21 protein-coding genes and 1 pseudogene are annotated in these 21,620 nt (G+C 73.7%); 7 read left to right on the top strand and 15 right to left on the bottom strand.

What is annotated here, in order from left to right:
- Nucleotides 1-62: 62 nt before the first annotated feature.
- A complete protein-coding gene (locus tag ACIOC0_RS00585) occupies nt 63-1,301 on the bottom strand; it encodes a trans-sulfuration enzyme family protein (RefSeq protein ID WP_402150520.1) in 1,239 nt (412 codons plus the stop codon).
- A 60-nt stretch (nt 1,302-1,361) separates the two neighbouring features.
- On the opposite strand from ACIOC0_RS00585, the gene ACIOC0_RS00580 reads away from it, so the two are divergent.
- Together ACIOC0_RS00580 and ACIOC0_RS00575 are read left to right on the top strand one after the other, a co-directional pair.
- Complete coding sequence (locus ACIOC0_RS00580; protein WP_402150517.1) at nt 1,362-1,871, top strand: Lrp/AsnC family transcriptional regulator; 510 nt, start codon at nt 1,362-1,364, stop codon at nt 1,869-1,871.
- 82 nt (nt 1,872-1,953) lie between these two features.
- Nucleotides 1,954-3,645 carry a DUF885 domain-containing protein gene (locus ACIOC0_RS00575; RefSeq protein ID WP_402150515.1) on the top strand — a complete coding sequence of 564 codons (1,692 nt, stop codon included), beginning with the start codon at nt 1,954-1,956 and terminating at the stop codon, nt 3,643-3,645.
- A gap of 63 nt (nt 3,646-3,708) precedes the next feature.
- On the opposite strand, the gene ACIOC0_RS00570 is transcribed toward ACIOC0_RS00575, so the two are convergent.
- The 5 genes from ACIOC0_RS00570 to ACIOC0_RS00550 form a co-directional block, all read right to left on the bottom strand.
- Entirely contained in the window at nt 3,709-6,699 is a 2,991-nt protein-coding gene (locus ACIOC0_RS00570) for an AAA family ATPase (RefSeq protein WP_402150512.1), read from the bottom strand.
- Nucleotides 6,696-7,859: an exonuclease SbcCD subunit D gene (locus ACIOC0_RS00565; protein ID WP_402150509.1), complete on the bottom strand. Its 1,164-nt coding sequence runs from the start codon at nt 7,857-7,859 to the stop codon at nt 6,696-6,698. The genes ACIOC0_RS00570 and ACIOC0_RS00565 overlap by 4 nt, the downstream gene beginning before the upstream one ends.
- Before the next feature lie 81 nt (nt 7,860-7,940).
- Complete coding sequence (locus tag ACIOC0_RS00560; protein ID WP_402150506.1) at nt 7,941-8,567, bottom strand: YigZ family protein; 627 nt, start codon at nt 8,565-8,567, stop codon at nt 7,941-7,943.
- Between the two features lie 155 nt (nt 8,568-8,722).
- On the bottom strand, nt 8,723-9,313 hold the full coding sequence (locus ACIOC0_RS00555) for a SixA phosphatase family protein (RefSeq protein ID WP_402150503.1): 591 nt from the start codon (nt 9,311-9,313) through the stop codon (nt 8,723-8,725).
- Nucleotides 9,310-10,035 carry a hypothetical protein gene (locus ACIOC0_RS00550; RefSeq protein ID WP_402150500.1) on the bottom strand — a complete coding sequence of 242 codons (726 nt, stop codon included), beginning with the start codon at nt 10,033-10,035 and terminating at the stop codon, nt 9,310-9,312. Before ACIOC0_RS00550 ends, ACIOC0_RS00555 begins: the two co-directional genes overlap by 4 nt.
- Nucleotides 10,036-10,169: 134 nt before the next feature.
- Here ACIOC0_RS00550 and ACIOC0_RS00545 point away from each other — a divergent pair, with 134 nt between their 5' ends.
- Nucleotides 10,170-10,583, top strand: a complete 414-nt coding sequence (locus ACIOC0_RS00545) for a CoA-binding protein (RefSeq protein WP_402150498.1) — start codon at nt 10,170-10,172, stop codon at nt 10,581-10,583.
- Nucleotides 10,584-10,648: 65 nt separating this feature from the next.
- Here the strand turns inward: ACIOC0_RS00545 and ACIOC0_RS00540 are convergent.
- The 4 genes and pseudogenes from ACIOC0_RS00540 to ACIOC0_RS00525 all read right to left on the bottom strand — a co-directional run.
- Nucleotides 10,649-10,876 (bottom strand): annotated as a pseudogene (locus ACIOC0_RS00540) (IS5/IS1182 family transposase); the annotation flags it as partial.
- A 329-nt stretch (nt 10,877-11,205) separates the two neighbouring features.
- On the bottom strand, nt 11,206-11,337 hold the full coding sequence (locus ACIOC0_RS00535; RefSeq protein ID WP_402150495.1) for a hypothetical protein: 132 nt from the start codon (nt 11,335-11,337) through the stop codon (nt 11,206-11,208).
- Between the two features lie 285 nt (nt 11,338-11,622).
- Nucleotides 11,623-11,847, bottom strand: coding sequence for a helix-turn-helix domain-containing protein (locus ACIOC0_RS00530; protein ID WP_402150492.1), 225 nt, complete (start codon nt 11,845-11,847; stop codon nt 11,623-11,625).
- 43 nt (nt 11,848-11,890) lie between these two features.
- Nucleotides 11,891-12,250, bottom strand: coding sequence for an ArsR/SmtB family transcription factor (locus ACIOC0_RS00525; protein ID WP_402150489.1), 360 nt, complete (start codon nt 12,248-12,250; stop codon nt 11,891-11,893).
- A gap of 61 nt (nt 12,251-12,311) precedes the next feature.
- Between ACIOC0_RS00525 and ACIOC0_RS00520 the strand changes: the two genes are divergently transcribed.
- Nucleotides 12,312-13,397 (top strand): cation diffusion facilitator family transporter, encoded by a 1,086-nt coding sequence (locus ACIOC0_RS00520; RefSeq protein ID WP_402150486.1) that lies wholly within the window; start codon nt 12,312-12,314, stop codon nt 13,395-13,397.
- A gap of 39 nt (nt 13,398-13,436) precedes the next feature.
- Here ACIOC0_RS00520 and ACIOC0_RS00515 read toward each other — a convergent pair whose 3' ends face one another.
- Nucleotides 13,437-14,009, bottom strand: coding sequence for a helix-turn-helix domain-containing protein (locus ACIOC0_RS00515; RefSeq protein WP_130439803.1), 573 nt, complete (start codon nt 14,007-14,009; stop codon nt 13,437-13,439).
- A 172-nt stretch (nt 14,010-14,181) separates the two neighbouring features.
- Entirely contained in the window at nt 14,182-14,946 is a 765-nt protein-coding gene (locus tag ACIOC0_RS00510) for an acyltransferase (protein ID WP_402150482.1), read from the bottom strand.
- Between the two features lie 110 nt (nt 14,947-15,056).
- On the opposite strand from ACIOC0_RS00510, the gene ACIOC0_RS00505 reads away from it, so the two are divergent.
- Nucleotides 15,057-15,584, top strand: coding sequence for a gamma carbonic anhydrase family protein (locus tag ACIOC0_RS00505; protein WP_130439799.1), 528 nt, complete (start codon nt 15,057-15,059; stop codon nt 15,582-15,584).
- Nucleotides 15,585-15,615: 31 nt separating this feature from the next.
- Here ACIOC0_RS00505 and ACIOC0_RS00500 read toward each other — a convergent pair whose 3' ends face one another.
- Nucleotides 15,616-16,275 (bottom strand): DedA family protein, encoded by a 660-nt coding sequence (locus ACIOC0_RS00500; protein WP_402150479.1) that lies wholly within the window; start codon nt 16,273-16,275, stop codon nt 15,616-15,618.
- A 149-nt stretch (nt 16,276-16,424) separates the two neighbouring features.
- On the bottom strand, nt 16,425-18,407 hold the full coding sequence (locus tag ACIOC0_RS00495; RefSeq protein WP_402150477.1) for a ricin-type beta-trefoil lectin domain protein: 1,983 nt from the start codon (nt 18,405-18,407) through the stop codon (nt 16,425-16,427).
- Nucleotides 18,408-18,748: 341 nt separating this feature from the next.
- On the opposite strand from ACIOC0_RS00495, the gene galU reads away from it, so the two are divergent.
- The gene (gene galU / locus ACIOC0_RS00490; protein ID WP_402150474.1) at nt 18,749-19,765 is read left to right on the top strand and encodes a UTP--glucose-1-phosphate uridylyltransferase GalU; all 1,017 of its coding nucleotides are present in this window, start codon (nt 18,749-18,751) and stop codon (nt 19,763-19,765) included.
- 217 nt (nt 19,766-19,982) lie between these two features.
- On the opposite strand, the gene ACIOC0_RS00485 is transcribed toward galU, so the two are convergent.
- Entirely contained in the window at nt 19,983-20,420 is a 438-nt protein-coding gene (locus tag ACIOC0_RS00485; RefSeq protein WP_351098117.1) for a DUF4442 domain-containing protein, read from the bottom strand.
- Between the two features lie 131 nt (nt 20,421-20,551).
- Here ACIOC0_RS00485 and ACIOC0_RS00480 point away from each other — a divergent pair, with 131 nt between their 5' ends.
- Entirely contained in the window at nt 20,552-21,598 is a 1,047-nt protein-coding gene (locus ACIOC0_RS00480; protein ID WP_402150471.1) for a hypothetical protein, read from the top strand.
- The last annotated feature ends 22 nt before the right edge of the window (nt 21,599-21,620 follow it).

The raw sequence follows: 21,620 nt of genomic DNA, 5'->3' as shown, positions 1-21,620 counted from the left end.
GTACGACGCCGCCGGGCCGTTCCGCGTACGGCGACCCGCGTCACCCACCGGCCGGGAAGCCGTCACACCACCGCGCGGCCGTGCCCGGCCCGTGCGCGGTGAATCGTTTCTGCCTTTGCGGGCTCCCGGCCGGCCCCCAGCGCCGCGTCCAGGTCCGCCCACAGGTCCTCGACGTCCTCAAGGCCCACCGACATCCGCAACAGCCGGTCACCGACCCCGGCGTCCCGCCGGTCCCGTGTGTCCACGATGCGATGGCTGATGGACGCCGGGTGCTGGATGAGGGTGTCGACGCTGCCGAGGCTCACGGCGGGGGTGATCAGCCGGACGCCGGCGATCACCTCGTGCGGATCGCCGTGCACCTCGAAGGCGACCATCGCGCCGCCTATCCGCGGATAGTGCACGCGTGCGACGCGGGGGTCCGCGGCCAGCCGGCGGACCAGTTCGGCGGCGGTCGCCGAGGCGGCTCGCACCCGCACCGCAAGCGTCGACAGCCCGCGCAGCAGCAGATAGCCGGCGAGCGGGTGCAGCACCCCGCCGGTGGCGAACCGTGTCTGCCGCAGCCGCCCCGCGAACTCCTCGTCGCAGGCGACCACGCCCGCCATGACGTCCCCGTGGCCGCCGAGGTACTTGGTCGCGCTGTGCAGCACGAGCCGTGCGCCCTGCTCGGCGGGCCGCTGGAGCACCGGTGTGGCGAAGGTGTTGTCGGCGAGCAGCGGCACGGATCCGCAGGCGTGGGCAACCGCCCGCAGATCGACCTCGGCGAGGGTCGGGTTGGCCGGTGACTCGACCATCACCAGGCCGGTGTCGGGGCGCAGCGCGTCCGCGATCCCGGCCGGGTCGGTCCAGGTGACCTCCGAGCCGAGCAGCCCCGCGGTCAGCAGATGGTCGCTGCACCCGTACAGCGGCCGGACGGCCACCACGTGCCGCAGGCCCAGCGAGCCGCGCGCGAGCAGCACCGCGCTCAACGCGGCCATGCCGCTGGCGAAGGCGACCGCGCTCTCGGTGCCCTCCAGCCGGGCGAGGGCGGTTTCGAAGCGGGCGACCGTGGGGTTGCCCAGCCGGCCGTAGACGGGCGGGCCCTCCGGTTCGGCGCCGGTGGCGGCGAACGCGTCGATGCGGGCGGCCTCGGCACGGCTGTCGTAGGAGGGATAGGTGGTGGACAGATCGATGGGCGGGGCGTGCAGGCCCTGGCGGGCCAGGTCGTCCCGGCCGGCGTGCACGGCTTCGGTGGCCAGTGCGCGGGGCGTTCCCAGGGTGCGTACACCGTCGTACGCGTGTGTGCTCGCGGAGGCAGAGTCCATGGACGGCAGGGTGAACACCGGACGGGTTCGGCGGGGAATCGGCCGTGCTACGTTCGGCCGATGGCCGAATCCGTCGTACTCGACCCGGTGGACCTCCAGCTGCTGCGGCTGCTGCAGAACGACGCCCGGACCACCTACCGCGATCTCGCGGTGCAGGTCGGGCTCGCGCCGTCGACGTGCCTGGACCGAGTGACGCGGCTGCGCCGCTCGGGTGTGATCCTCGGGCACCAGCTGCGGCTCGATCCGGCCAGACTCGGGCGGGGGCTGCAGGCGTTGCTGTCGGTGCAGGTCCGGCCGCACCGGCGGGAGCTGGTCGGGCCGTTCGTGGAGCGGGTGCGGGCGCTTCCGGAGGCGCTCACGGTGTTCCACCTGACCGGGCCCGACGACTATCTCGTGCACGTCGCGGTCGCGGACATGGCCGATCTGCAGCGGCTCGTCCTGGACGAGTTCACGGCCCGGCGGGAGGTGGCCCGGGTGGAGACCCGGCTGATCTTCCAGCGGTGGGACTGCGGCCCGCTGCTCCCGCCCGGCCCGCCGGTCCCACCGTCGCCGCCGTCTTCGCAGGACTGAACCGGCGCGATCAGGCTGACTCGGCGCGCCGTCCGGGGAAACGGGGCTGACGCGGCGCCGGTACGCGTACGAGGATGGCCGCATGTCAGAGATCACCAGCCCGCTGCCCCGAGAGGTCGCCGACGCCTACGTCGACGAGCTCATCGCCCTCGATCCGGTCACCGGCACCTACCTCGGCGCGCCGGAGAGTTCGAGCCGACTGCCCGACCTCTCGCCCGCCGGTCAGGAGGCCCTCGCGCGCCTCTCGCGGGACACCCTGACGCGGCTCGCCGAGGCGGAGCGGCGGCCCGGCGCGGAACGGGACGTCGAGCGCCGGTGCGCGCGCCTGCTGCGTGAGCGGCTCACCGCCCAGCTCGCCGTCCACGAGGCCGAGGAAGGGCTGCGCGCGGTCGGCAACATGGGGATGCCGGTGCACAACGTGCGCGAGGTGTTCACCGTGACGCCGACGGGGACCGACGACGACTGGGCCGCGATCGGCCGGCGGCTGCGCGCGGTCCCGGCGGCGCTGGCCGGCTACCGGGAGTCGCTGGAACTCGGCCTGGAGCGCAAGCTGTACGCGGCTCCGCGGCCGACCGCGGCCTTCGTCGCACAGCTCACGGAGTGGGCCGACACCGACGGCTCGGGCCGCGGCTGGTTCGAGGAGTTCGCCGCCGCGGGACCCGAGTCGCTGCGCGCCGAGCTGGACGAGGCGGCCCGGACGGCGACCGCGGCGGTCGTGGAGCTGCGGGACTTCATGCGCGACGTGTACGCGCCCGCGGTGGAGGGTGCGCCGCAGACCGTCGGCCGTGAGCGGTACGCCCGCTGGTCGCGCTACTACAACGGCACCGACCTCGACCTGGACGAGGCGTACGCGTACGGCTGGGCCGAGTACCACCGGCTGCTCGCGGAGATGAGGCGGGAGGCGGAGAAGGTCCTCCCGGGCGCCGCGTCGCCGTGGGCGGCCCTCGCGCACCTCGACGAGCACGGCAAGCACATCGAGGGCGTCGACGAGGTCCGCGACTGGCTGCAGGGCCTGATGGACCAGGCGATCGACGCTCTGGACGGCACCCACTTCGAACTCGCCGAGCGGGTACGGAAGGTGGAGTCTCGGATCGCCCCGGCGGGCAGCGCGGCCGCCCCGTACTACACGCCCCCGTCGGAGGACTTCTCCCGTCCCGGCCGCACCTGGCTGCCGACGATGGGCCTGAACCGTTTCCCGGTCTACGACCTCGTCTCCACCTGGTACCACGAGGGCGTCCCCGGCCATCACCTCCAGCTCGCGCAGTGGGTGCACGTGGCGGAGAACCTCTCCCGCTACCAGGCCACCGTCGGCATGGTCAGCGCCAACGCCGAGGGCTGGGCGCTGTACGCGGAGCGGCTCATGGACGAGCTGGGCTTCCTCACGGACGCCGAGCAGCGGCTCGGCTACCTGGACGCGCAGATGATGCGGGCCGTGCGGGTCATCGTGGACATCGGCATGCACCTGGAGCTGGAGATCCCCGGGGACTCGCCCTTCCACCCGGGTGAGCGCTGGACGCCGGAGCTGGCCGAGGAGTTCTTCAACGCGCACAGCAGCCGCTCCGAGGAGTTCGTGGAGAGCGAGCTGACCCGCTATCTGACCATCCCGGGTCAGGCGATCGGCTACAAGCTGGGTGAGCGGGCCTGGCTGCTGGGCCGGGAGAAGGCCCGCGAACGGCACGGCGACGCCTTCGACCTCAAGTCCTGGCACATGGCGGCCCTTTCGCAGGGCTCGCTGGGCCTGGACGATCTGGTGGACGAGCTGTCGCAGCTCTGAGCGGATGTCGAGGCGGGGGCCTCAGGGTCCCCGCCGTGCTCGGGCGGCATCAGCGGCCGGTGGTCAGTGGACGCGCTGGCGCACGCTGGAGCCCGTGCGGTCCTTGACGACCTCCAGCCGGGCGTGGATCCGGCGGCGCAGATCGGCCACATGGCTGACGATGCCGACGCTGCGGTCGCGTTCGCGCAGCGAGTCGAGGACGTCGAGGACCTCGTCCAGCGTCTGGTCGTCGAGGCTGCCGAAGCCCTCGTCGATGAAGAGCGTGTCCAGGCGGACCCCGCCCGCCTCGTCGGTGACGACGTCGGCGAGACCGAGGGCGAGGGCGAGGGAGGCGAAGAAGGTCTCGCCGCCGGACAGCGTGGCCGTGTCCCGCTCGCGGCCGGTCCAGGCGTCCACGACGTGCAGCCCGAGACCGCTGCGCCCGCGTCCGGTCCGGTCGTCGGAGTGGACGAGGGTGTAGCGCCCGGAGGACATGCGCTGCAGCCGCGCGGTCGCGGCGGCGGCCACCTGTTCCAGGCGGGCGGCCAGAACGTAGGACTCCAGGCGCATCTTGCGCTCGTTGTCGGCGGAGGTGCCGGCGGTGAGGCCGGCCATGCGGGCGACGCGGTCGTACTCCTCGCGCAGCGGCCCGAGCCGCCGTACGCCGTCGGCGGCGCGCGCGGAGAGGCGGTCGAGTTCCTCGCAGCGGCGGGCGGCGGCGTCCTCGGCGGAGGCGGCCCGGCGCAGTCGGTCGGCGGCCCGGTCGGCGGCCTCCCGGGCGGCGGGGAGGTCGGCGGGCGGCCGCTGGGCGGCGGCCGCGGTCTCCGGTTCGGCGAGGACGGCCCGTACGGCGGTCTCCTCGGTCTGCCGGGCGTCCAGACGGCGTTGCAGCTCGCGGTGCGCGGCGTCGTCGAGGAGGGCGTCGGCGGCGGCCTGCGGGGTGTCGAACCCGGCTTTGAACGCGGCCTGGTCGAGGCGTCCGTCGGCGGTCTTGAGACGGGCGGCCGCGTCCTCGGCAGCGCGGACGGCGTCGGCGGCCTCGGTGAGCAGGGCGGCCTGGCGCTCCAGGTGCCCGATCCGCGCGGCGACGCTCTGCGCGCCGCCTCTGGCATGCCTCAACTCCTCGTCCAGGGAGGCCCGTTCACGCTCCAGGCGGTCCCGGTGGCCGACCCGGGAGGCGGCCCTGATCTGCGCCTCACGCTGGGCGGCGGTGCGCCGCCGGTGTTCCTGCTCGGCGCGGCGCAGTTCCTCACGCGCGGGGTGCAGCGCGGAGGCGTCCCGGCGGGCCCGGGCGTGTTCGAGGTCCAGTTCCTCGGCCTCCGCGGCGAGCTGCTCGGTGGGGGTGTCGCCGGCTTCGGCGACGGCCCCGGCGAGCGCCTCCCGGACGGCGCCGAGGTGGCGTTCGGCGTCCGCGCGGCGCTGTTCGGCGCTCTGCAGGGCGGCGAGGGCCTGTTCCTCGGCCTCGCGGTCGATGTGCCCGGCGTCCTTGCGGGCGGGCGCGGGGTGCTCGGTGGCGCCGCAGACGGCGCAGGGCGCGCCGTCCTTGAGGGTGGCGGCGAGTTCGGCGGCGATGCCGTCGAGCCGCTGCTCCTTGAGGTCGAGCCAGTGGGTGCGCGCCTGGAGGGCGCGGTCGGCCGCGGCGAGGGCGCGGCGCCTGGCCTCCTCGGTGTCGCGGGCCAGCCGGTCGCGCTGCCGGGCGGCGTCCAGCCGGCGTCCGGCGGGCTCGCGTCGCACGGCGAGCTGTTCGGCGTGGGCGGCGGCCTCCTGGGCGGAGTCGATCCGGCGCTGGAGCTCCGCACGGGTGGCGTCCCAGTCGGCGAGCCAGCCCTCCGTCTCCGTGAGGACGTCGTCGTCGGCGCGCTCCTGCCGGTCCAGGTCGGCCCGTTCGGCGGCCAGTTCGGCCAGCCGGCGTTCGCCGCGGCGGGCGGACTCAAGGCCGCCGAGCTCCTCGGCAGCCCGGCGGGCGGCGGCGGCGAGTGCGGCGGCGCCGTCGTCCGCGAACCGCTCCGGCAGCAGCGCCCGCGCGCGCGCCTCGGCGTCGACGGCGGCGCGGTGCTCGGCGTCGGCGGACTCCCGCAGCTCCAGCGCCGGCGCCACCGCCTCCGCCTTGCGCGCCCGCTCCATCCGTGCCTGCGCCTCGCGGTGCTCCCCGGCCCGCTCCTCGAGCACCGCGGCCCGTTCGCGTGCTTCCTCGAACCGCCGCTGGAGCCGGGCGAGTTCGCGGACGTCGGACAGGTCGCGGTCAGCGGCGGCCTGGGCCGCCCCGGCGGCGAGGCGGCCGTGGCGGGCGATGGCGAGCTGCTCGCGGGCGGTGCTGCGGGCGACGGCGGCGGCGCTCAGCACGGCCTCGGCGAGCCCCGGTTCGCCCGGGGTCAGCTCGGGCAGCTCCATGGCGTCGCCGGCGGCCTGCTGCATGCGGTGCGCGTCGGCGAGCAGCGCGGCGTCGGCCTCGCGCACGCGTGCCTCGGCGGTGCGTCGGCGCTCGGCGAGGCGCTTCTCAACGTCGGCGAAGCGGCGGGTGTCGAAGAGCCGCCCGAGCAGCCGGCCGCGCGCCTCGGCGTCGGCGCGCAGGAAGCGGGCGAAGTCGCCCTGCGGCAGCAGCACGACCTGGCAGAACTGCTCGCGGCTCATCCCGAGCAGCTGGCCGATCTCCTCGCCGATCTCCTGGTGGGAGCGGCTGAGGTCCTTCCAGGCGCCGGCGCCGGCGTCGTACTCGCGCAGCCAGCTCTGGGCCTTCTCGACCGTGGTGCCCGTGCCGCGTTTCTTGGGGCGCTCCCAGGGTGGCTGCCGGGTGACTTCCAACCGGCGTCCGGCGACGGTCAGTTCGAGGGTGACCTCGGTGCGGGTGGCGGGGGCGGCGTGGTCGCTGCGCAGGGTCTGGCCCTGGCCGCTCTGGCGGGCGCCGGGGACGGCGCCGTAGAGCGCGTAGCAGACGGCGTCCAGGACGGAGGTCTTGCCGGCGCCCGTCGGGCCGTGCAGGAGGAAGAGTCCGGCGGCGGACAGCTCGTCGAAGTCGACGCTCTGGGCGCCGCCGAAGGGGCCGAAGGCGGTGAGCCGGAGCCGGTGCAGCCTCACCGGGCGACCTCCCGCACCGCGTCGTCGGCGCGCACGGCGTCGAAGGCGTCCCGCAGCACGCCCTGCTCGTGGGCGTCGGGTCCGGCTCCGCGCACGTGTGTGACGAAGTCCTCGGCTATCTCCTGGTCGCTGCGTCCGGCCAGGCGGCGGGCGTAGGAGACGTCCGGGTCGTCGGGGGTCCGCTCGGGGTCGAAGACCAGGCTGAGGGTGTGCGGGAAGCGCTCGGCGAGCCGGGCCATGGGGTCGGCGGGGCGCACGGCGTCGGTGAGGGTGGCCTCGACCCACGCCTCCTCGTGCGGGGTGAGCCCGGGGTCGTCGAGGAGTTCCTCCAGCGTGCCCCGGATCCGGGCCAGCGGGCGGGGCACGGGGCAGTCGATCCGCTCGGCGGCGAGCGATCCGTCGGCGCCGAGGTCGACCAGCCACATCGTCTTGCGGTGCGCGGCCTCCGAGAAGGAGTACGGCAGCGGGGAGCCGGAGTAGCGGACGCGCTCGGTGAGGGTCTGGCAGCCGTGCAGGTGCCCGAGGGCGGTGTAGTCGACGCCGTCGAAGACGCCGGCGGGCACGGAGGCGACACCGCCGACGGTGATGTCCCGCTCACTGTCGCTGGGTTCGCCGCCGGTGACGAAGGCGTGCGCGAGGACGACCGAGCGGGTGCCCGGCGCGCGGGTGGCGAGGTCGGCGCGCACACGGTCCATGGCGGCGGCGAGAACGGTCTCGTGGCCGGCCTTCTCCACCCCGAACTCGTCCTTCACCAGGGCGGGTTCGAGGTAGGGCAGGCCGTAGAAGGCCACGTCGCCGAAGGCGTCCGCCAGCACGACCGGTGTGCCGGCGGCGGCCGGGTCGGTGCGCAGGTGTATGCCGGCGCGGCCGATGAGACCGGCGCCCACTCCGAGGCGTCGCGCGGAGTCGTGGTTGCCGGAGATCATCACCGTGGGCACGCCCAGCTCGGCGAGCCGGTGCAGGGCGTCGTCGAACAGCTCGACGGCGGCCAGCGGCGGGACCGCCCTGTCGTACACATCACCCGAGACGACCACCGCGTCGACCTCGCGCTCACGCGCTGTGCCGACGAGGTGGGCGATGAACTCGGCTTGGGCGCCGAGCATGTTCACCCGGTGGAAGGCCCGGCCGAGGTGCCAGTCGGACGTGTGCAGGAACCTCATGATCCTCGAGACTAACGGCCGGGTGTGACATCACGGGCGGTCACTCCCGTATCGCATCATCATATCGGCCACACGGAATCGTCAGACGTCCCCGTACGCCTCCCCGCCCAGCTCGAACCCGGCCGTCCCCGCCGTCGCGTCGGCGAGCCAGTGGCGGAAGGCGTCCACGTCGGCGTCCGGCAGACCGATCTCGATCGTGACCGCCTCGCCGTAGCGGACGTCGCGGACCTCGCGACGCGTGGCGTGCAGGTCGTTCTGGAGCTTGCCGGCGCGCTGGTGGTCAACGGTGACGGTGGCGAGGCGGAAGCGGCGGCGGGTGCGGGTGCCGAGGACGTCCAGGGCCTCGCCTACGGCGCCGCCGTACGCGCGGATGAGTCCGCCGGCGCCGAGCTTGACGCCGCCGTAGTAGCGGGTGACGACGGCGACGACGTACCGCATGTCGCGGCGCAGCAGCATCTGGAGCATGGGCACACCGGCGGTGCCGCCGGGTTCGCCGTCGTCGCTCGCCTTCTGGATCCCGGCGTCGGCGCCGATCACGTAGGCCCAGCAGTTGTGACTGGCGTCGGCGTGCTCCTTGCGAACGGCCGCGACGAAGTCCTGAGCCTCCCGCTCGTCGGCCACCGCCCCGAGCGCACAGAGAAACCGGGACCGATTGACCTCGATCTCATGCACACCGGCACGGGCGACGGTGCGGTACTCGTCCTGCATCCGGCCAGCGTAGACGGTGGCGGGGGACGTGCTGTCGGCGCGATGCGCTGTGCGCATGGGCCGGCGGCGGCACGCAGGGGATGTTTCGCGCGTCACAGTGTCAGGCCGAAGCGCCTCCGGCGCCGTCGTTCGTGACCGCGGCGCGGTGGTCGAGCTCAGGCACGGTCGCGTCCTCTGGGGATGGTGAACGCGGAGAGGAGAGCTGTGCTGGGGGACAAGGTCTGCCAGGTGAGGCCGTGCCAGTCCAGGACTGCGATCGCGGAGGTCGGGAACTTCGTGCGGACCCCGGTGAGGGTGTCCTCGACGCCCTCGGCGGCCAGGGCGAGGATCAGCTCCTCCAGCCCGGGGTTGTGCCCCACCAGCAGCAGGGTGCCCACGTCGGGCGGCGTCTCTTGGGCGACCTCCAGCAGGTCGGCGGCGTCGGCCGCGTACAGCCGGGGCTCGTGGCGGACCGGCGTCGCTGCCTGCCACTCGGCCGAGGCCAGTTCCCAGGTGCGGCGGGCGCGCTCGGCGGTGGAGCACACCGCGAGGTCCGGGATCCGGCCCGCCCTGGCGAGCGCGCGGCCGGCGGCCGGCGCGTCCCGGAGTCCGCGCGGCGCCAGCGGCCTCTCGTGGTCGGGCGTCCCCTCCGGCCAGGCCGACTTGGCGTGCCGCATCACCACCAGCCGCCGCAACGGCACGACACCGGCCACGGCCGGGCTCTCGGGACGAGGCTCCGCGCCGGTCCCCTCCGCCCTCGCGTTCATGACGGCGATCCCAGGTCGCGGGTGAGCTCCAGGCCCAGGAGGCGGTCGGCGTAGGCGTAGGTCTCGAAGCGGGCCCCGTCCGGGAGTTGGGGTCCCGCCTCCTCCACGCGACGCAGTGTGCGCAGCACCTCGGGCACGTCGAGGTCGTCCTCCCACGCGGCCCTCAGCCGTCCGCGCACCTCTTCGGGGACCGGGCGCGAGGGCCGCCGCGCCCAGTCGGCGACCGCCCCGCGCCAGCGGACAAGGGTGTCACGGGCCGCGACGAGAGCCGTCTCGTCGAGGGCGACCGGCTCGCCGTGGCGGTGGGAGAGCAGGGCGAGGCGGAGGACGGCGGGGTCGGTGTCCCGCGACGCCGAGGCGGGGGTGAGCACCGGCCCCACGCCGATCCTGACGCCGTCGGGCGTCTCGGCGCCCGCTCTCACCACGTGCAGGGCCTGCGCCCCGCCCACGCCGTCCCCGGCGCCCCGCCCCTCCTCGAAGGGCCGGATGCCGAGGGCCGCGGCGGCCGCCCGCAGCTTCGCCGGCTCTTCGCCGGCGGTGAGCGTGGCCAGCACGGGCGTGCCTCCGAGTTCCAGGGCGCGGACGAGCACGTCGGCGACGAGCAGGACACGCAACGCGCCCGTGTCGTCGCCCGAGGCGTGGGCCTCGACACGGGTCAGTCCACGGCGGGCGGGGGCGGCGGTGACGTACTCGCCGGTTCGGGCGTCGATGATGCGCAGCACGGGCCGAGCGTAGGCGGCGGACGGCTCGCCCGCAGGCCGACGGCGCGGAATGAGTGCCGCGTGTCCGCTGTTGTCCAGGCGAGCACCTTCATCGGCAGACAGCGCAAGCACACACCAGCTTCAGGAGGCCGCCCGTGTACGGCGACGAGGCAACCGTCCGCAAGATCCTCACCGAACTGGGCGACACCTGGGCGGTGGTGGGCCTGTCCTCGAACTCCCGGCGCGCGGCCTACGGGGTCGCCGAGGTGCTCCAGCGCTTCGGCAAGCGGGTCGTCCCGGTGCACCCCAAGGCGGAGACGGTGCACGGCGAGCAGGGCTACGCCTCCCTCGCGGACATACCCTTCGAGGTGGACGTCGTCGACGTGTTCGTCAACAGCGACCTCGCGGGAGCGGTCGCGGACGAGGCGGTCGCCAAGGGCGCGAAGGCGGTGTGGTTCCAGTTGGGCGTCGTGGACGAGTCCGCCTACGCCCGCACGCGCGCGGCGGGCCTGGAGATGGTGATGGACCGCTGCCCGGCGATCGAGATCCCCCGCTTGCCCCGCCCTTGATGCCCGGCTCGGCGTCGAGTTCACGGGCCGCCGCCACTCGAGGCCCGGGGGTCTCAGGCATCCGCCTCCTGCTGCGGGCTGAGATGCGTCTGGCCACGCTCGCGGTGTGGGACGAGCAGACCGGTGCCCAGATAGCCGCAGTCGGCGATCGTGGTGACCTTGCCGCCGCCGACGGCAGCCTTGGCTACCGGATCCCTCCCACGCCCTGCAGTCGTTGCGGCTACCGGCGAGCGGCCGGCCGTCCACGACGACCGAGCGGGTGTGGCGTCGATGACGACCTGGTGGTCGGTGGAGTCGTGCCGGAAGGTGGGGGCCGTTCACCACGCTGGCGTTCCTGGTCCTGGTCGGCTACCTCATCTGGACGAACCACTGACGAGGACGCCCCGGGCCGCGGCCGGCCGCTCTGCGCCCTTAGCGGGGCGGCGTGCTCCCCTATCGGGATGCTGACCACCCGCGGCCGGTTCACCCGGTGGACCGGACGGGGGTGACCAGCGGGCACCGCCCTTCCAGCCGCAACTGGTCCGGGTGGGTGGTCCCGGCGAATCGGAGTTGGTGAGGTCGATATCGGTGAGCACCAAGTGGACCGCGTCCCCTCCTCGCAGCGATTCGGGGACTGTCAGGCTCACGCTTCTGCCTCGCTGGCGCCCGGTGTCGTGCCGGCCAGCTCGACAAGTGTGGGCAGCAGGATGGCGAGCCCCTCCGTCAGCTGCCGCAAATCGGTGAAGTCCGTGATCGGGTGATAAAGGAAGCCCACGCGATCGACAGTGACTGAGACGGCCGGAGCGCCGAGGTCATGCAGGATTCCGCTCTGCGGGGCGCGGGCTTGCGCAGGCTTTGACGTTGCTTGGATTGCCTCACCTGGTGAGCCGGCGGCAGCACCGAGGCATCCGGGTCGATGCGAGGTCCCGACGCCCTTGCGGGCGATGCGAGGCCCCCGCCCTGGCGTCGCCCGGGCGGCTCCGGCACCACCCGTTGGAACGACTCCCACAACTCGTCCGGCACCAGTAGCTCAACGATCCCTGCCACGGCCAACAGGGCGTCAGGCCTCGCGGACGCTGAGCAAGTCGCCGGGCTGGCAGTGGAGTTCGTGACAGATCGCGGTGAGGGTGGAGAAGCGGATCGCCTTTGCCCGGTCGTTCTTCAGGACGGAGAGGTTGGCCACCGTCACCCCGACCCTGGTCGCCAGTTCGGACAGGGTCATGCCGCGCTCAGCCAGCAGGCGGTCCAGGTGAACCTGGACCCGGTGCTCCTCCTCCGGCGGCATCAGACGAGCCCCTCGACGTCGGCGCGCGTCAAGCAGTCGTCGCTCAGTCGTGCACCGGCTCCCCGCCGAGTCGGTGGTCGGCGACGTTCAGCGCCTCGTCCACCAGGCGGCGCAGGTGGCCGTCGCGCAGCGAGTAGACCACCCTCCGCCCCTCCTTGCGGGTGGCCACCAGCCCCGCCAGCCGCAGCCGCGCCAGATGCTGACTGACCGCCGGACGGGCCGCCCCGCACGCCTCGGTCAGCGTCGTCACGTCCGCCTCGCCCGAGGTCAGGGCGTGCAGCAGAGCGAGCCGGGTGCGGTCGCCGAGCAGCGCGAGGAGTTCGGCGGCGAGGGCGAACTGCTCCTCGCCGAGGGTGCGCGGATGCGCATGGTGTGCAGCTGACAGGTGCATGCGTGCGCTCATACGCACATAATGGCGCTGCGGATGGGCATGAGTCCACCCCGAGCACCGGAAGGGGACCGAGGTGAGCGAGCGGCACACAACCGGCCATGGACACGGCCATGGACACGGACACCAGCATTCGTATGAGCACGGGCACGGGCATTCGCACGACCCCGGCCACACGCTCAAGCACGCCCACCCCCACACACCCTGGCACCGGCACTCCCACGAGAGCGCCGACAAGCTGGACACGGCACTGGAGACCTCCTCCCGGGGCCTGCGCGCACTGTGGGTCTCGCTGGCGGTGCTCGGCGCGACCGCGCTCGCGCAGGCGGTCGTCGTCGCGGTCTCGGGGTCGGTCGCGCTGCTCGGCGACACGGTGCACAACGCCGCCGACGCCCTCACCGCGGTCCCGCTCGGGATCGCGTTCGTACTGGGACGCCGGGCGGCCACGCGACGGTTCACCTACGGCTACGGTCGGGCGGAGGACCTGGCGGGCCTCGTGATCGTGCTGGTCATCGCGGCCTCGGCGGTCTTCGCCGGCTGGACGGCCGTCGAGCGGCTGCTGGCCCCCCGGCCCGTCGAGCACCTGCCGGCGGTGGCGGTCGCCGCGCTGGCCGGGTTCGCGGGCAATGAGTGGGTGGCCCGCTACCGCATCCGCGTCGGCCGGGCGATCGGCTCGGCGGCGCTGGTCGCGGACGGCCTGCACGCGCGCGCCGACGGCTTCACCTCGCTGGCCGTGCTGCTGGGCGCCGGAGGCTCGGCGCTGGGGTGGCGATTCGCGGACCCCGTCGTCGGTCTGGCGATCACCGCGGCCATCACGCTGGTCCTGCGGGATGCGGCGCGGGAGGTGTTCCGGCGGATGATGGACGCCGTCGACCCGGCGTTGGTGGACCGGGCCGAGGGGGCGCTGCGTGAGGTCGCGGGGGTGCGCGAGGTGGGCGAGCTGCGGCTGCGCTGGATCGGGCACCGGTTGCGCGCGGAGGTGACGGTGGTCGTGGACGGTGAGGTGACGGTACGTCAGGCGCACGCGATCGCCGTGGACGCCGAGCACGCGTTGCTGCACGCCGTGCCCCGCCTGACGGCCGCCCTGGTCCACGCCGACCCGGCGGCTGCGCCCGGCGAGGCGGACCCCCACCTCGAACTGGCCCACCACGCGAGTCCCTGACGCTCTGTCACCACGTGCCTGCGTGCGGCGTGCAGTCGCTCAGCGCACCGGCGGCACGGACACGGTCAGCACCAGCTCCGTCGGGGTCTCGCCCCGATTGCCGTACGTGTGGGGCGCGTCGGCGTCGAAGGTGGCGCTCGCGCCGGCCGGGACGCGGTACTCGTCACCCTCGACCGTGAGGGTCAGCTCGCCCGCCGTCACGTGGACGATCTCCACCGTGCCCGTCGGATGCGGGTCGGAACCGCTGCTCTCGCCCGGCATCAGCCGCCACTCCCACATCTCCAGCGGGCCGGGCGCCTCGGTGCCGGCGAGCAGGCGGCTGTAGCTGCCCGCGTCGGTGTGCCACAGCCGGACGACCTGGTCGGCGGGGACGACGCGCACCTTCGGGCCCTGTTCGTAGTCGAGCAGGGTGGTGATGCTGACGCCGAGCGCGTCGCCGATCTTGACGACGGTGCCGAGGCTGGGGTTGGTGCGGGCCTGCTCGATCTGGATCAGCATGCCCCGGCTGACACCCGCGCGGGCGGCGAGCGTGTCGAGGGTGAAGCCGCGCTCGGCGCGCCAGCGCTTGACGTTGCGCGCCAGGGACTGGGTCAGCAGGTCGAGGTCCGACACGTTCCGTCCATGCTCGGGGTTCCACTTACGGGGTCCCGCTCACGGGACCCACGGGCGGGGTTCACCGGCCGCCCGGCTGTGCGTCGCACTCGCTCGTGCAAGGAACTGTACTGCGTGACGACCCGGGCGGCGGCCGGGTGCGCCGGGTCGCGGCGCCGCGACCGGGGGCGGGTCAGCGCTCCGGCTCCAGTTCCGCCAGCCGCGCCGCCGACTCCTCGTCCAGCCCGGACAGCGCGACCAGCTGCTCGGACGTCACTCCGTCCGGGATCGGCACCGGCGCCGGGGTGCGCAGCGGAGGCTGCCAGCCCTCGGCGGGAGTCCAGCGCCGTACGACCCGCGCGGGCGCGCCCGCGACCACGGCGTGGTCGGGCACCGTGCCGCGTACCACCGCGCCGGCCGCCACGACGACGTTCCGCCCGATCCGCGCGCCGGGCAGGATCACCGCCCCGGTGCCGATCCAGCAACCGGGGCCTATCTCCACGGACTCCATCCGGGGCCACTGCTTGCCGATGGGCTCGTGCGGATCGTCGTAGGAGTGGTTGGTGGAGGTGACGTAGACGTAGGGGCCGAAGTAGCAGTCGCTGCCGATGGTGACCGTGGTGTCGGCGATGACGTGGCTGCCGCGGCCGAGCACCACACCGTCGCCGATGCGCAGGATCGGGTCGGGGCCGAGGTCCAGGTCGGGCATCAGACCGGCCGTCAGCGTGACCTGCTCGCCGACGATGCAGTGCGAGCCGAGGTGGATCCACGGCTCGCCGAAGACCGTGCCCAGCGGGAAGGCGAGCCGGGTGGCCGCGCCGATCGCGCCGAAGCGGAGGCGGCCGGGGTGCTCGGCGGTGACGGAGCCGGTGCGCTGCACCCAGGCCCAGCCCGCGTGGACGGCCCGCTGCCCCAGGCGGCGCCGCCAGGATGAGAACGTGTTCTTGCGCTTCGGCACCCGGACACCGTACTCAGCGCGCGACGAGGCGGTGACGCCCCGGGCCTGTGATCTTCACCCCACCGGGTGGCGTACGGTGCCGGTGTACCGCGGACGGACAGGAGACGGTGATGACGCACAAGGCGCTGATCACGGGCATCGGCGGCAGGGAACCGGAGATCCACGGGGAGGCGTTCGTGGCGCCGACGGCCTCGGTGATCGGCGGCGTGACGCTGGAGGCGGGGGCGAGCGTCTGGTACGGCGCGGTGGTGCGCGGGGACGTCGAGTCGATCTCCGTCGGCGCACAGAGCAACATCCAGGACAACTGCACGCTGCACGCGGACCCGGGGTTCCCCGTCACGATCGGCGAGCGGGTGTCCGTCGGGCACAACGCGGTGGTCCACGGGGCGACCGTCGGCGACGACTGCCTCATCGGCATGGGCGCGACCGTGCTGAACGGCGCGGTGATCGGGGCCGGGTCGCTGGTCGCCGCGCAGGCGCTGGTCCCGCAGGGGATGGAGGTGCCGCCGGGCTCCCTGGTGGCGGGAGTGCCCGCGAAGGTCAAGCGGGAACTCACGGAGGAGGAACGGCAGGGGGTCACCCTCAACGGGACCCTGTACGCGGAGTTGGCGGGCGCGCACCGGAAGGTGCACGAGTAGACACGCCCCGGGGGCGGGGCCGGGCTGTCGGCTACTCGGTGGCCCCGACCGGTGCCGCCTGCGCCCCTTCTTCCTCCGCGGTGGCGCCCTGCATCTTCTTGGCCTTGCGCTTGAGCACGAGCATGGAGGTCAGGCCGATGAGGACGGCCGCGACCAGTCCCAGCCAGGAGAACCGCTTCAGCCACGCCTCGGCGACGACGCCGACGTAGTAGATGACGGCCGTCGTGCCGCCCGCCCAGACGATCCCACCGAGGACGTTGGCGATGAGGAACTTCCAGTACGGCATCCGCAGCACGCCCGCGAGCGGTCCCGCGAAGATGCGCAGCAGGGCGATGAAGCGGCCGAAGAAGACAGCCCACATGCCCCACTTCTCGAAGGACCGTTCCGCTGTGGCGATGTGCGCCTCGCCGAAGTGGCGGGGGAACTTCCCGCCGAGCCAGGCCAGCAACGGGCGGCCGCCCCTGCGGCCGATCGCGTAGCCGACGGAGTCGCCGATCACGGCCCCGGCGACGGCGCAGGCACCCAGGATCACCGGGTTGATCTCGCCGTGCTGGGAGGCGAGCAGCGCGGAGGAGACGAGGATGATCTCGCCCGGCAACGGGATGCCGAGGCTCTCCAGCCCGATGACCAGGCCCACCAGCGCGTAGATGGCGACCGGGGGTACGGCCTCTAGCCACTCCTGGACGTGCACCGCCGGTTCCTCCCCATCTGTGACCTACCACCCTGCGTGATCCACGACTGACGACCCCGCATTCCCGGCGCGCGCCTGAGCGGCGCACGCCGGGAAGCCTACCGGGTCACCCGGCCGTACCCACCCGTCCTTGTGTGCGGTGTGACGCGTCAGTGGCCGAAAGCCGAGGTCGCCCTCGTGAGCCGCGCGCTCCCCGGGGCGTCCGGCGGCACAAGGCCGAGCGCGCCGACGCGTGGAACGCGGTCCACGACGACGCCGCCCGGTACGGCGCCCGGCGGGGCCGGCTCGGAGCGGGGGGCCGGGGTCGGCTTCGGGTCGGGCGTCCGGCAGCAGCCCACCTGGGCGAACCGCCCACCGTGGCCGGAGGTGGCGTCGGGGTCGGGCGAGACGGGTGCCGCCGGGGCGTCGTCGGGGGACGACAGGCGTGCAGGGGGCTCCTGTCGTTGCGGGGCGGCCGTCGAGGGTGGCCGCGCCGTGGTCCCGCCGTCCGGGACCGGCGTCGTCTGCGCTTCGCCGGCGTCGAAGACCCACCGCTGCCCCACGGAGCCGTCCCGCCTCATGACGACGACGTACGTCCTCGCGCCTCTCGCGCCGGTGCCCGCACCGGTCGCCAGGACGCCGCCGTCGCGCCGCAGCAGAAGCTCTCCGCGGCCGGTCAGGTCGAACAGGACCTCCCCGGGGCCGGCCGCACAGCCGGACAGCGCGGCCGTACCCCGACCGGGGTCGGCGGTGAGGCAGAGGGCTGGGGCGACGGCGCTGCGCAGCAGTCCGTCGGCCCCGTAGGACCACCGTTGGGAGGCGGCGGACGAGCAGGCCGCGAGGACGGCCGGCATGCCGGCCGTGGTCAGGCCGCCCTCGGTGTCCAGGCACAGGCCGGTGGCCGCGCTGCGCAGCCTGCCGTGGGCGGCCGCGGCGACGCGAGGGACGGAGGAAGCCGGCGAGTCGGTCGACGAGGAGCCGTCTGGCTGGTGGGCGACGCCCGGGAACTCCCGGCCGCCGTCGGCCTCGGCCGCGGACCCCCTGCCGCCGTCGGCCTCGGCGGCGAACTCGCGGACACCGGGCCCGCCGGCGGGCGCGCCCCAGGTGACGCGGGGGCCGGGAGCGCCGTCGCCGTCACCGGCCGGACCCTTGGTCATGACCAAGGTCGCGAGCAGCGCGACGGCGGTCAGGCCGACGCTGGCAAGGGCGGCAGCGCGGCGACGCCTGCCCGGCAGGACGAGCACGCCGTCCGACGTAGTGCGGTGGCGGCGTCCCCCGTCGGCGGGGCGTACCGGTGCGGGCCGGTCCGGCGTCTCGGCGTCGGTGGCTCGTCCCGGACGGGATTCGAGGTAGCGGCGGGCGCCCCAGCCGAGGACGGTCTCGGCCAGCAGGACGTCCAACGCGTCCTCGAAATGGCTGAGTTGCTCGGCGGTGTGCCGGCAGTGACGGCAATCGGCAAGGTGCTCGCGGACATCGGGGAGCAGGGTGCCGCCGCCGTGCGGCGGAACGTCGAGGAGCCGGCCGTGGAAGTGGCATTCGGCCGACGGCGCGAGTTCCCGGTGGGCGCGTACGCAGGCGGCCCGGAATTGCACGCGTGCCCGCTCCAGACCGATCTGCGCGGTGGCGGCGTCGACGCCCAGCAGACCAGCCGGTATGGTTATGGGTTCGGCCTCAACTTCCGTATGCCACAAGAGGTATTGGGATGCGGTGGGAAGGGACCGGAAAGCGTGCTCGGCGAGTTGTCGCCTTTCGGGTGTCCCGGGCCGCGCGGCCCGCAGTCCGCGAGCGCCGACGGGTTTGCACAACTCCGGCAGCATGGCGACCATCGCGTCCTTGCCGGCCCAGTCGCGCACCGTGTTCCGTACGGCGACGAGGAGTCGGGGGCGCAGCGCGCCGCCCGGGCGGCGGCCCGCCGCCATGCCGAACACCTCGTGGAACGCGGCGGCGGCCACGAGTCGCGCCGAGTCTTCATGGCCGGCCAGGCAGACGGTGGCGTAGTCATGGGCCGCCTGCCAGTGCCGGATGAGGAGCAGGGCGACGGCGCGCGCGTTGCCCGCGGTGCCCAGTCGCTCGGCGAGATCCCGGTCGGAATCCCCGGGGGTGTGCCCGGGGCGGGGCGGAAAGGGCGGACGTGGGGGGTTGGCGGACGGCACGCGACGCTTTTCCTTCCTGGCCGACGAGCGGCACGTGAATTGCTCTCCCACCCGATCGAGTTGTGGTACGCCGAACGGACCGGCCCGCGGGGGAGGCTCACCTTCGCACACAGGCATCGCAGGAAACAAGAAGTTCGAGTGACGCGAGTTCAAAGTGCATGCTTTTCCGATAAGTTACCGGCGGTATCCATATCGGTTCTCCAAATTGGTTCGGACCGCGGAGGCCGACTCGCCAGGTCAGCTCGTTCCCGCCGAGAGTCGGGCGGCGCGCACCCCGTCCCACAGGAACCTCTGATGTGGCTCCGGGGGAACTCTCATCGGCGCGGGCCAGCATGATCGGCATGAACGTCCCCCACCGCTCCCCCACGGCCTCGTCCGCGCCGTCCGAACCGTCAGCGCCGCCGGCCTCGTCCGCGCCGTCCGCCGGGCCCGCACCCGGTCGTGCCGGCCGTGCCGTGCGCAAGGCGGTCGTCCCCGCCGCCGGGCTGGGCACGCGCTTCCTGCCCGCGACGAAGGCGACCCCCAAGGAGATGCTCCCGGTCGTCGACAAGCCGGCCATCCAGTACGTCGTCGAGGAGGCCGCCGCGGCGGGGCTGGACGATGTGCTGATGGTCACCGGCCGACACAAGCGGGCCATCGAGGACCACTTCGACCAGGCCTTCGAGCTGGAGCAGGCCCTCGCCGCCAAGGGCGACACCGTCCGGCTGGACGCGGTGCGCGATCCGGCCCGCCTCGCGGACATCCACCACATCCGGCAGGGCGATCCGCTCGGCCTCGGGCACGCGGTGCTGTGCGCCCGCCATCACGTCGGTGACCAGCCGTTCGCCGTGCTCCTCGGCGACGACCTCATCGACCCGCGCGAGACGCTGCTCAGCCGGATGCTGGAGGTTCGGGAGCGGTACACCGGCAGCGTGGTCGCACTGATGGAGGTGCCGCCGGAGCAGGTGCACCTCTACGGCTGCGCGGCGGTGGAGGCCTCCGGTGAGGACGACGTCGTACGCGTCACCGGTCTCGTGGAGAAGCCGACCCGCGAGGACGCGCCGAGCCGGTACGCGGTCATCGGGCGCTACGTCCTCGACCCGGCCGTCTTCGGCGTCCTGGAGCGCACCGCGCCCGGCCGGGGCGGCGAGATCCAGCTGACCGACGCGCTCCAGGAGTTGGCCGCCGCCGGCACGGTCCACGGCGTGCTCTTCTCGGGCCGCCGCTACGACACCGGAGACAAGGCCGACTACCTCCGCACGGTGGTCCGCCTGGCCTGCGACCGCCCGGACCTGGGCCCGGAGTTCATCGCCTGGCTGAAGAGTTTCGTGACGACCCTGGAGAACGCGTCCGCGGAGGGGGCGCGGAGGGCGGCGTGATCCGCGGGGTGCGGTCGATGAAGGTGACGCGGAAGGGTAACCGGATCATCCGGAACCGGTGCCCGCGGCGGTGAACCCCCGCGCCTCGCCAGGCCACCGGCGAGCGGGGCGGCGGTCACCGGCATGCCGTGACCGAAGCCCCACGGCGACCGGCGAGCGGGTCGGCGTTCACCGGCCTACGGCGGCCGATGCCCCCGCCCGCCCGTCGGGGACGCCCTCAGCCGTTCGGCCGCAGCGTCCACACCACCGTCATCTCGCCCGTGACCGCCCCGTCGGCGCGGCGGATCTCGATGGCGACCGGGAACTCGGGGCGGCCGCCCGCGTCGAGTTCGGCGACGACCTCGGCGGCCGGGCGACCCAGCGTGGCGGTGGCCGTGACGGGGCCCATCGCGAGCTTCTTGTAGTGGATCTCCGCGCTGACGGCGAGCGGCACGGCCCGGGAGAGCTGGTCGCCGAACGCGGCGAGGACGATGGCCCCGCTGGCCGACTCCGCGAGCGTGAACATCGCGCCGGCGTGCGGGCCGCCCACGTGGTTGTGGTAGTCGCTCTGGTCGGGCAGGGCGACCACGGCCTTGTCCGGGCTCGTCTCCTGGAACTCCAGCTTGAGGGTCCGGGCCATGGGAACGGTGGCGGCGAGCATCTCGCCGACGGACATCTGGTCTGCGCTCATACCGTGATGTTACCCATGAGTAGCCTACGCCCACCAGCCCCGTCCACCGAATCGGTACGTACCTGACAAGGGGTGGTGACCCATTCAGGTCAGGAACGGCACTAGGGTTTCTGGCCATGTGGCCAGGACAGCAGCCGCCCGGGGGAGAGCAGAACCCGCAGGCGCAGAACAACCCGTACCAGCAGCCGGGATACCAGCAGCCGGGATACCAGCAGCCGAATCCCTATCAGCAGCCCGGCTACCAGCAGCCGGACCCCTACGGCACACAGCCGCAGTGGAACGTCCCGACCCCGGCCGGCCCGCAGCAGCCCGGCGGAGGGGGAGGAGACGACCGTACGAAACTCGTCGCGATCGTGGCGGCCACGGCCGTCGTGGTGGCGGCCGGCGTCACCGGATTCCTGGTGCTGGGCGGCAAGGACGACGGGTCGGACGAGGCAGCCGGCAAGGGCGGCAAGAGCCCGGCCGCGACCGCCGGGACGAGCGGCTCGCCGTCGGCGTCCGCCTCGGCCTCCGCCGCCGGGGGCGACAACCCGCGTGGCACCGAGACGCTCCAGCCGACCGTCCCGGGCTGGAAGGTCGTCGTGAACCCCAAGCGGGGCACCGCCTTCGACGTCCCCGCGGACTGGGAGATCCAGTCGCCGACGCTCAGTCAGGGCTTCGAGTGGGAGGACAAGAGCAAGCCGAACGGCTACGACTCGATCATCCAGTCGGGCACCGCCGAGTACAAGTCCAAGTGGTGCACGTCCGACGACGACAAGGACGGCAAGACCGAGGACTCCGCGCTCGCGGTCGTCGGCACGAAGGGCGCGGAGGGCGCCAAGAACACCGACGAGATCGCCATCAACACCCCCGCGTGGTGGGTCTTCGGCGGCTACACCGAGCCCGACAAGAAGAGCATCAGCTTCGACAAGAAGGCGACGCCCTACACCACCGCCTCGGGCGTCAAGGGCAGTTACGCCTGGGCCCAGTCGACGAACACGCCCGACAAGGGCAAGTGCGCGAGCGACGGCCAGGCGATCACCTTCGGCTTCAAGAACTCCAAGGGCGACTACGTGTCCTGGAACCTGTACACGGCCAAGGGCGTGAAGGGCGAACTCCCGAGGACGACCATCATGCAGATCCTCAACACCGTACGGCTGCACGGGGATCCGACGGAGGGCTGACCGGCGGAGGGCGGACGCCGGG

It is taken from the genome of Streptomyces sp. NPDC088254 (assembly GCF_044740925.1).
Taxonomy (GTDB): Bacteria; Actinomycetota; Actinomycetes; order Streptomycetales; family Streptomycetaceae; genus Streptomyces.
Note: the sequence above shows the minus strand (reverse complement) of the source record. Positions and strands in the feature narration are given on the sequence as shown.

Coding starts and splice junctions, on each gene's coding strand:
- ACIOC0_RS00575 (WP_402150515.1), top strand. CDS start 1,954: ATGTCAGAGATCACCAGCCCGCTGCCCCGAGAGGTCGCCGACGCCTAC.
- ACIOC0_RS00565 (WP_402150509.1), bottom strand. CDS start 7,859: ATGAGGTTCCTGCACACGTCCGACTGGCACCTCGGCCGGGCCTTCCAC.
- ACIOC0_RS00480 (WP_402150471.1), top strand. CDS start 20,552: ATGTGGCCAGGACAGCAGCCGCCCGGGGGAGAGCAGAACCCGCAGGCG.
- ACIOC0_RS00580 (WP_402150517.1), top strand. CDS start 1,362: ATGGCCGAATCCGTCGTACTCGACCCGGTGGACCTCCAGCTGCTGCGG.
- ACIOC0_RS00525 (WP_402150489.1), bottom strand. CDS start 12,250: ATGAGCGCACGCATGCACCTGTCAGCTGCACACCATGCGCATCCGCGC.
- galU (WP_402150474.1), top strand. CDS start 18,749: ATGAACGTCCCCCACCGCTCCCCCACGGCCTCGTCCGCGCCGTCCGAA.
- ACIOC0_RS00560 (WP_402150506.1), bottom strand. CDS start 8,567: ATGCAGGACGAGTACCGCACCGTCGCCCGTGCCGGTGTGCATGAGATC.
- ACIOC0_RS00505 (WP_130439799.1), top strand. CDS start 15,057: ATGACGCACAAGGCGCTGATCACGGGCATCGGCGGCAGGGAACCGGAG.
- ACIOC0_RS00585 (WP_402150520.1), bottom strand. CDS start 1,301: ATGGACTCTGCCTCCGCGAGCACACACGCGTACGACGGTGTACGCACC.
- ACIOC0_RS00530 (WP_402150492.1), bottom strand. CDS start 11,847: ATGCCGCCGGAGGAGGAGCACCGGGTCCAGGTTCACCTGGACCGCCTG.
- ACIOC0_RS00485 (WP_351098117.1), bottom strand. CDS start 20,420: ATGTCCGTCGGCGAGATGCTCGCCGCCACCGTTCCCATGGCCCGGACC.
- ACIOC0_RS00555 (WP_402150503.1), bottom strand. CDS start 9,313: ATGAACGCGAGGGCGGAGGGGACCGGCGCGGAGCCTCGTCCCGAGAGC.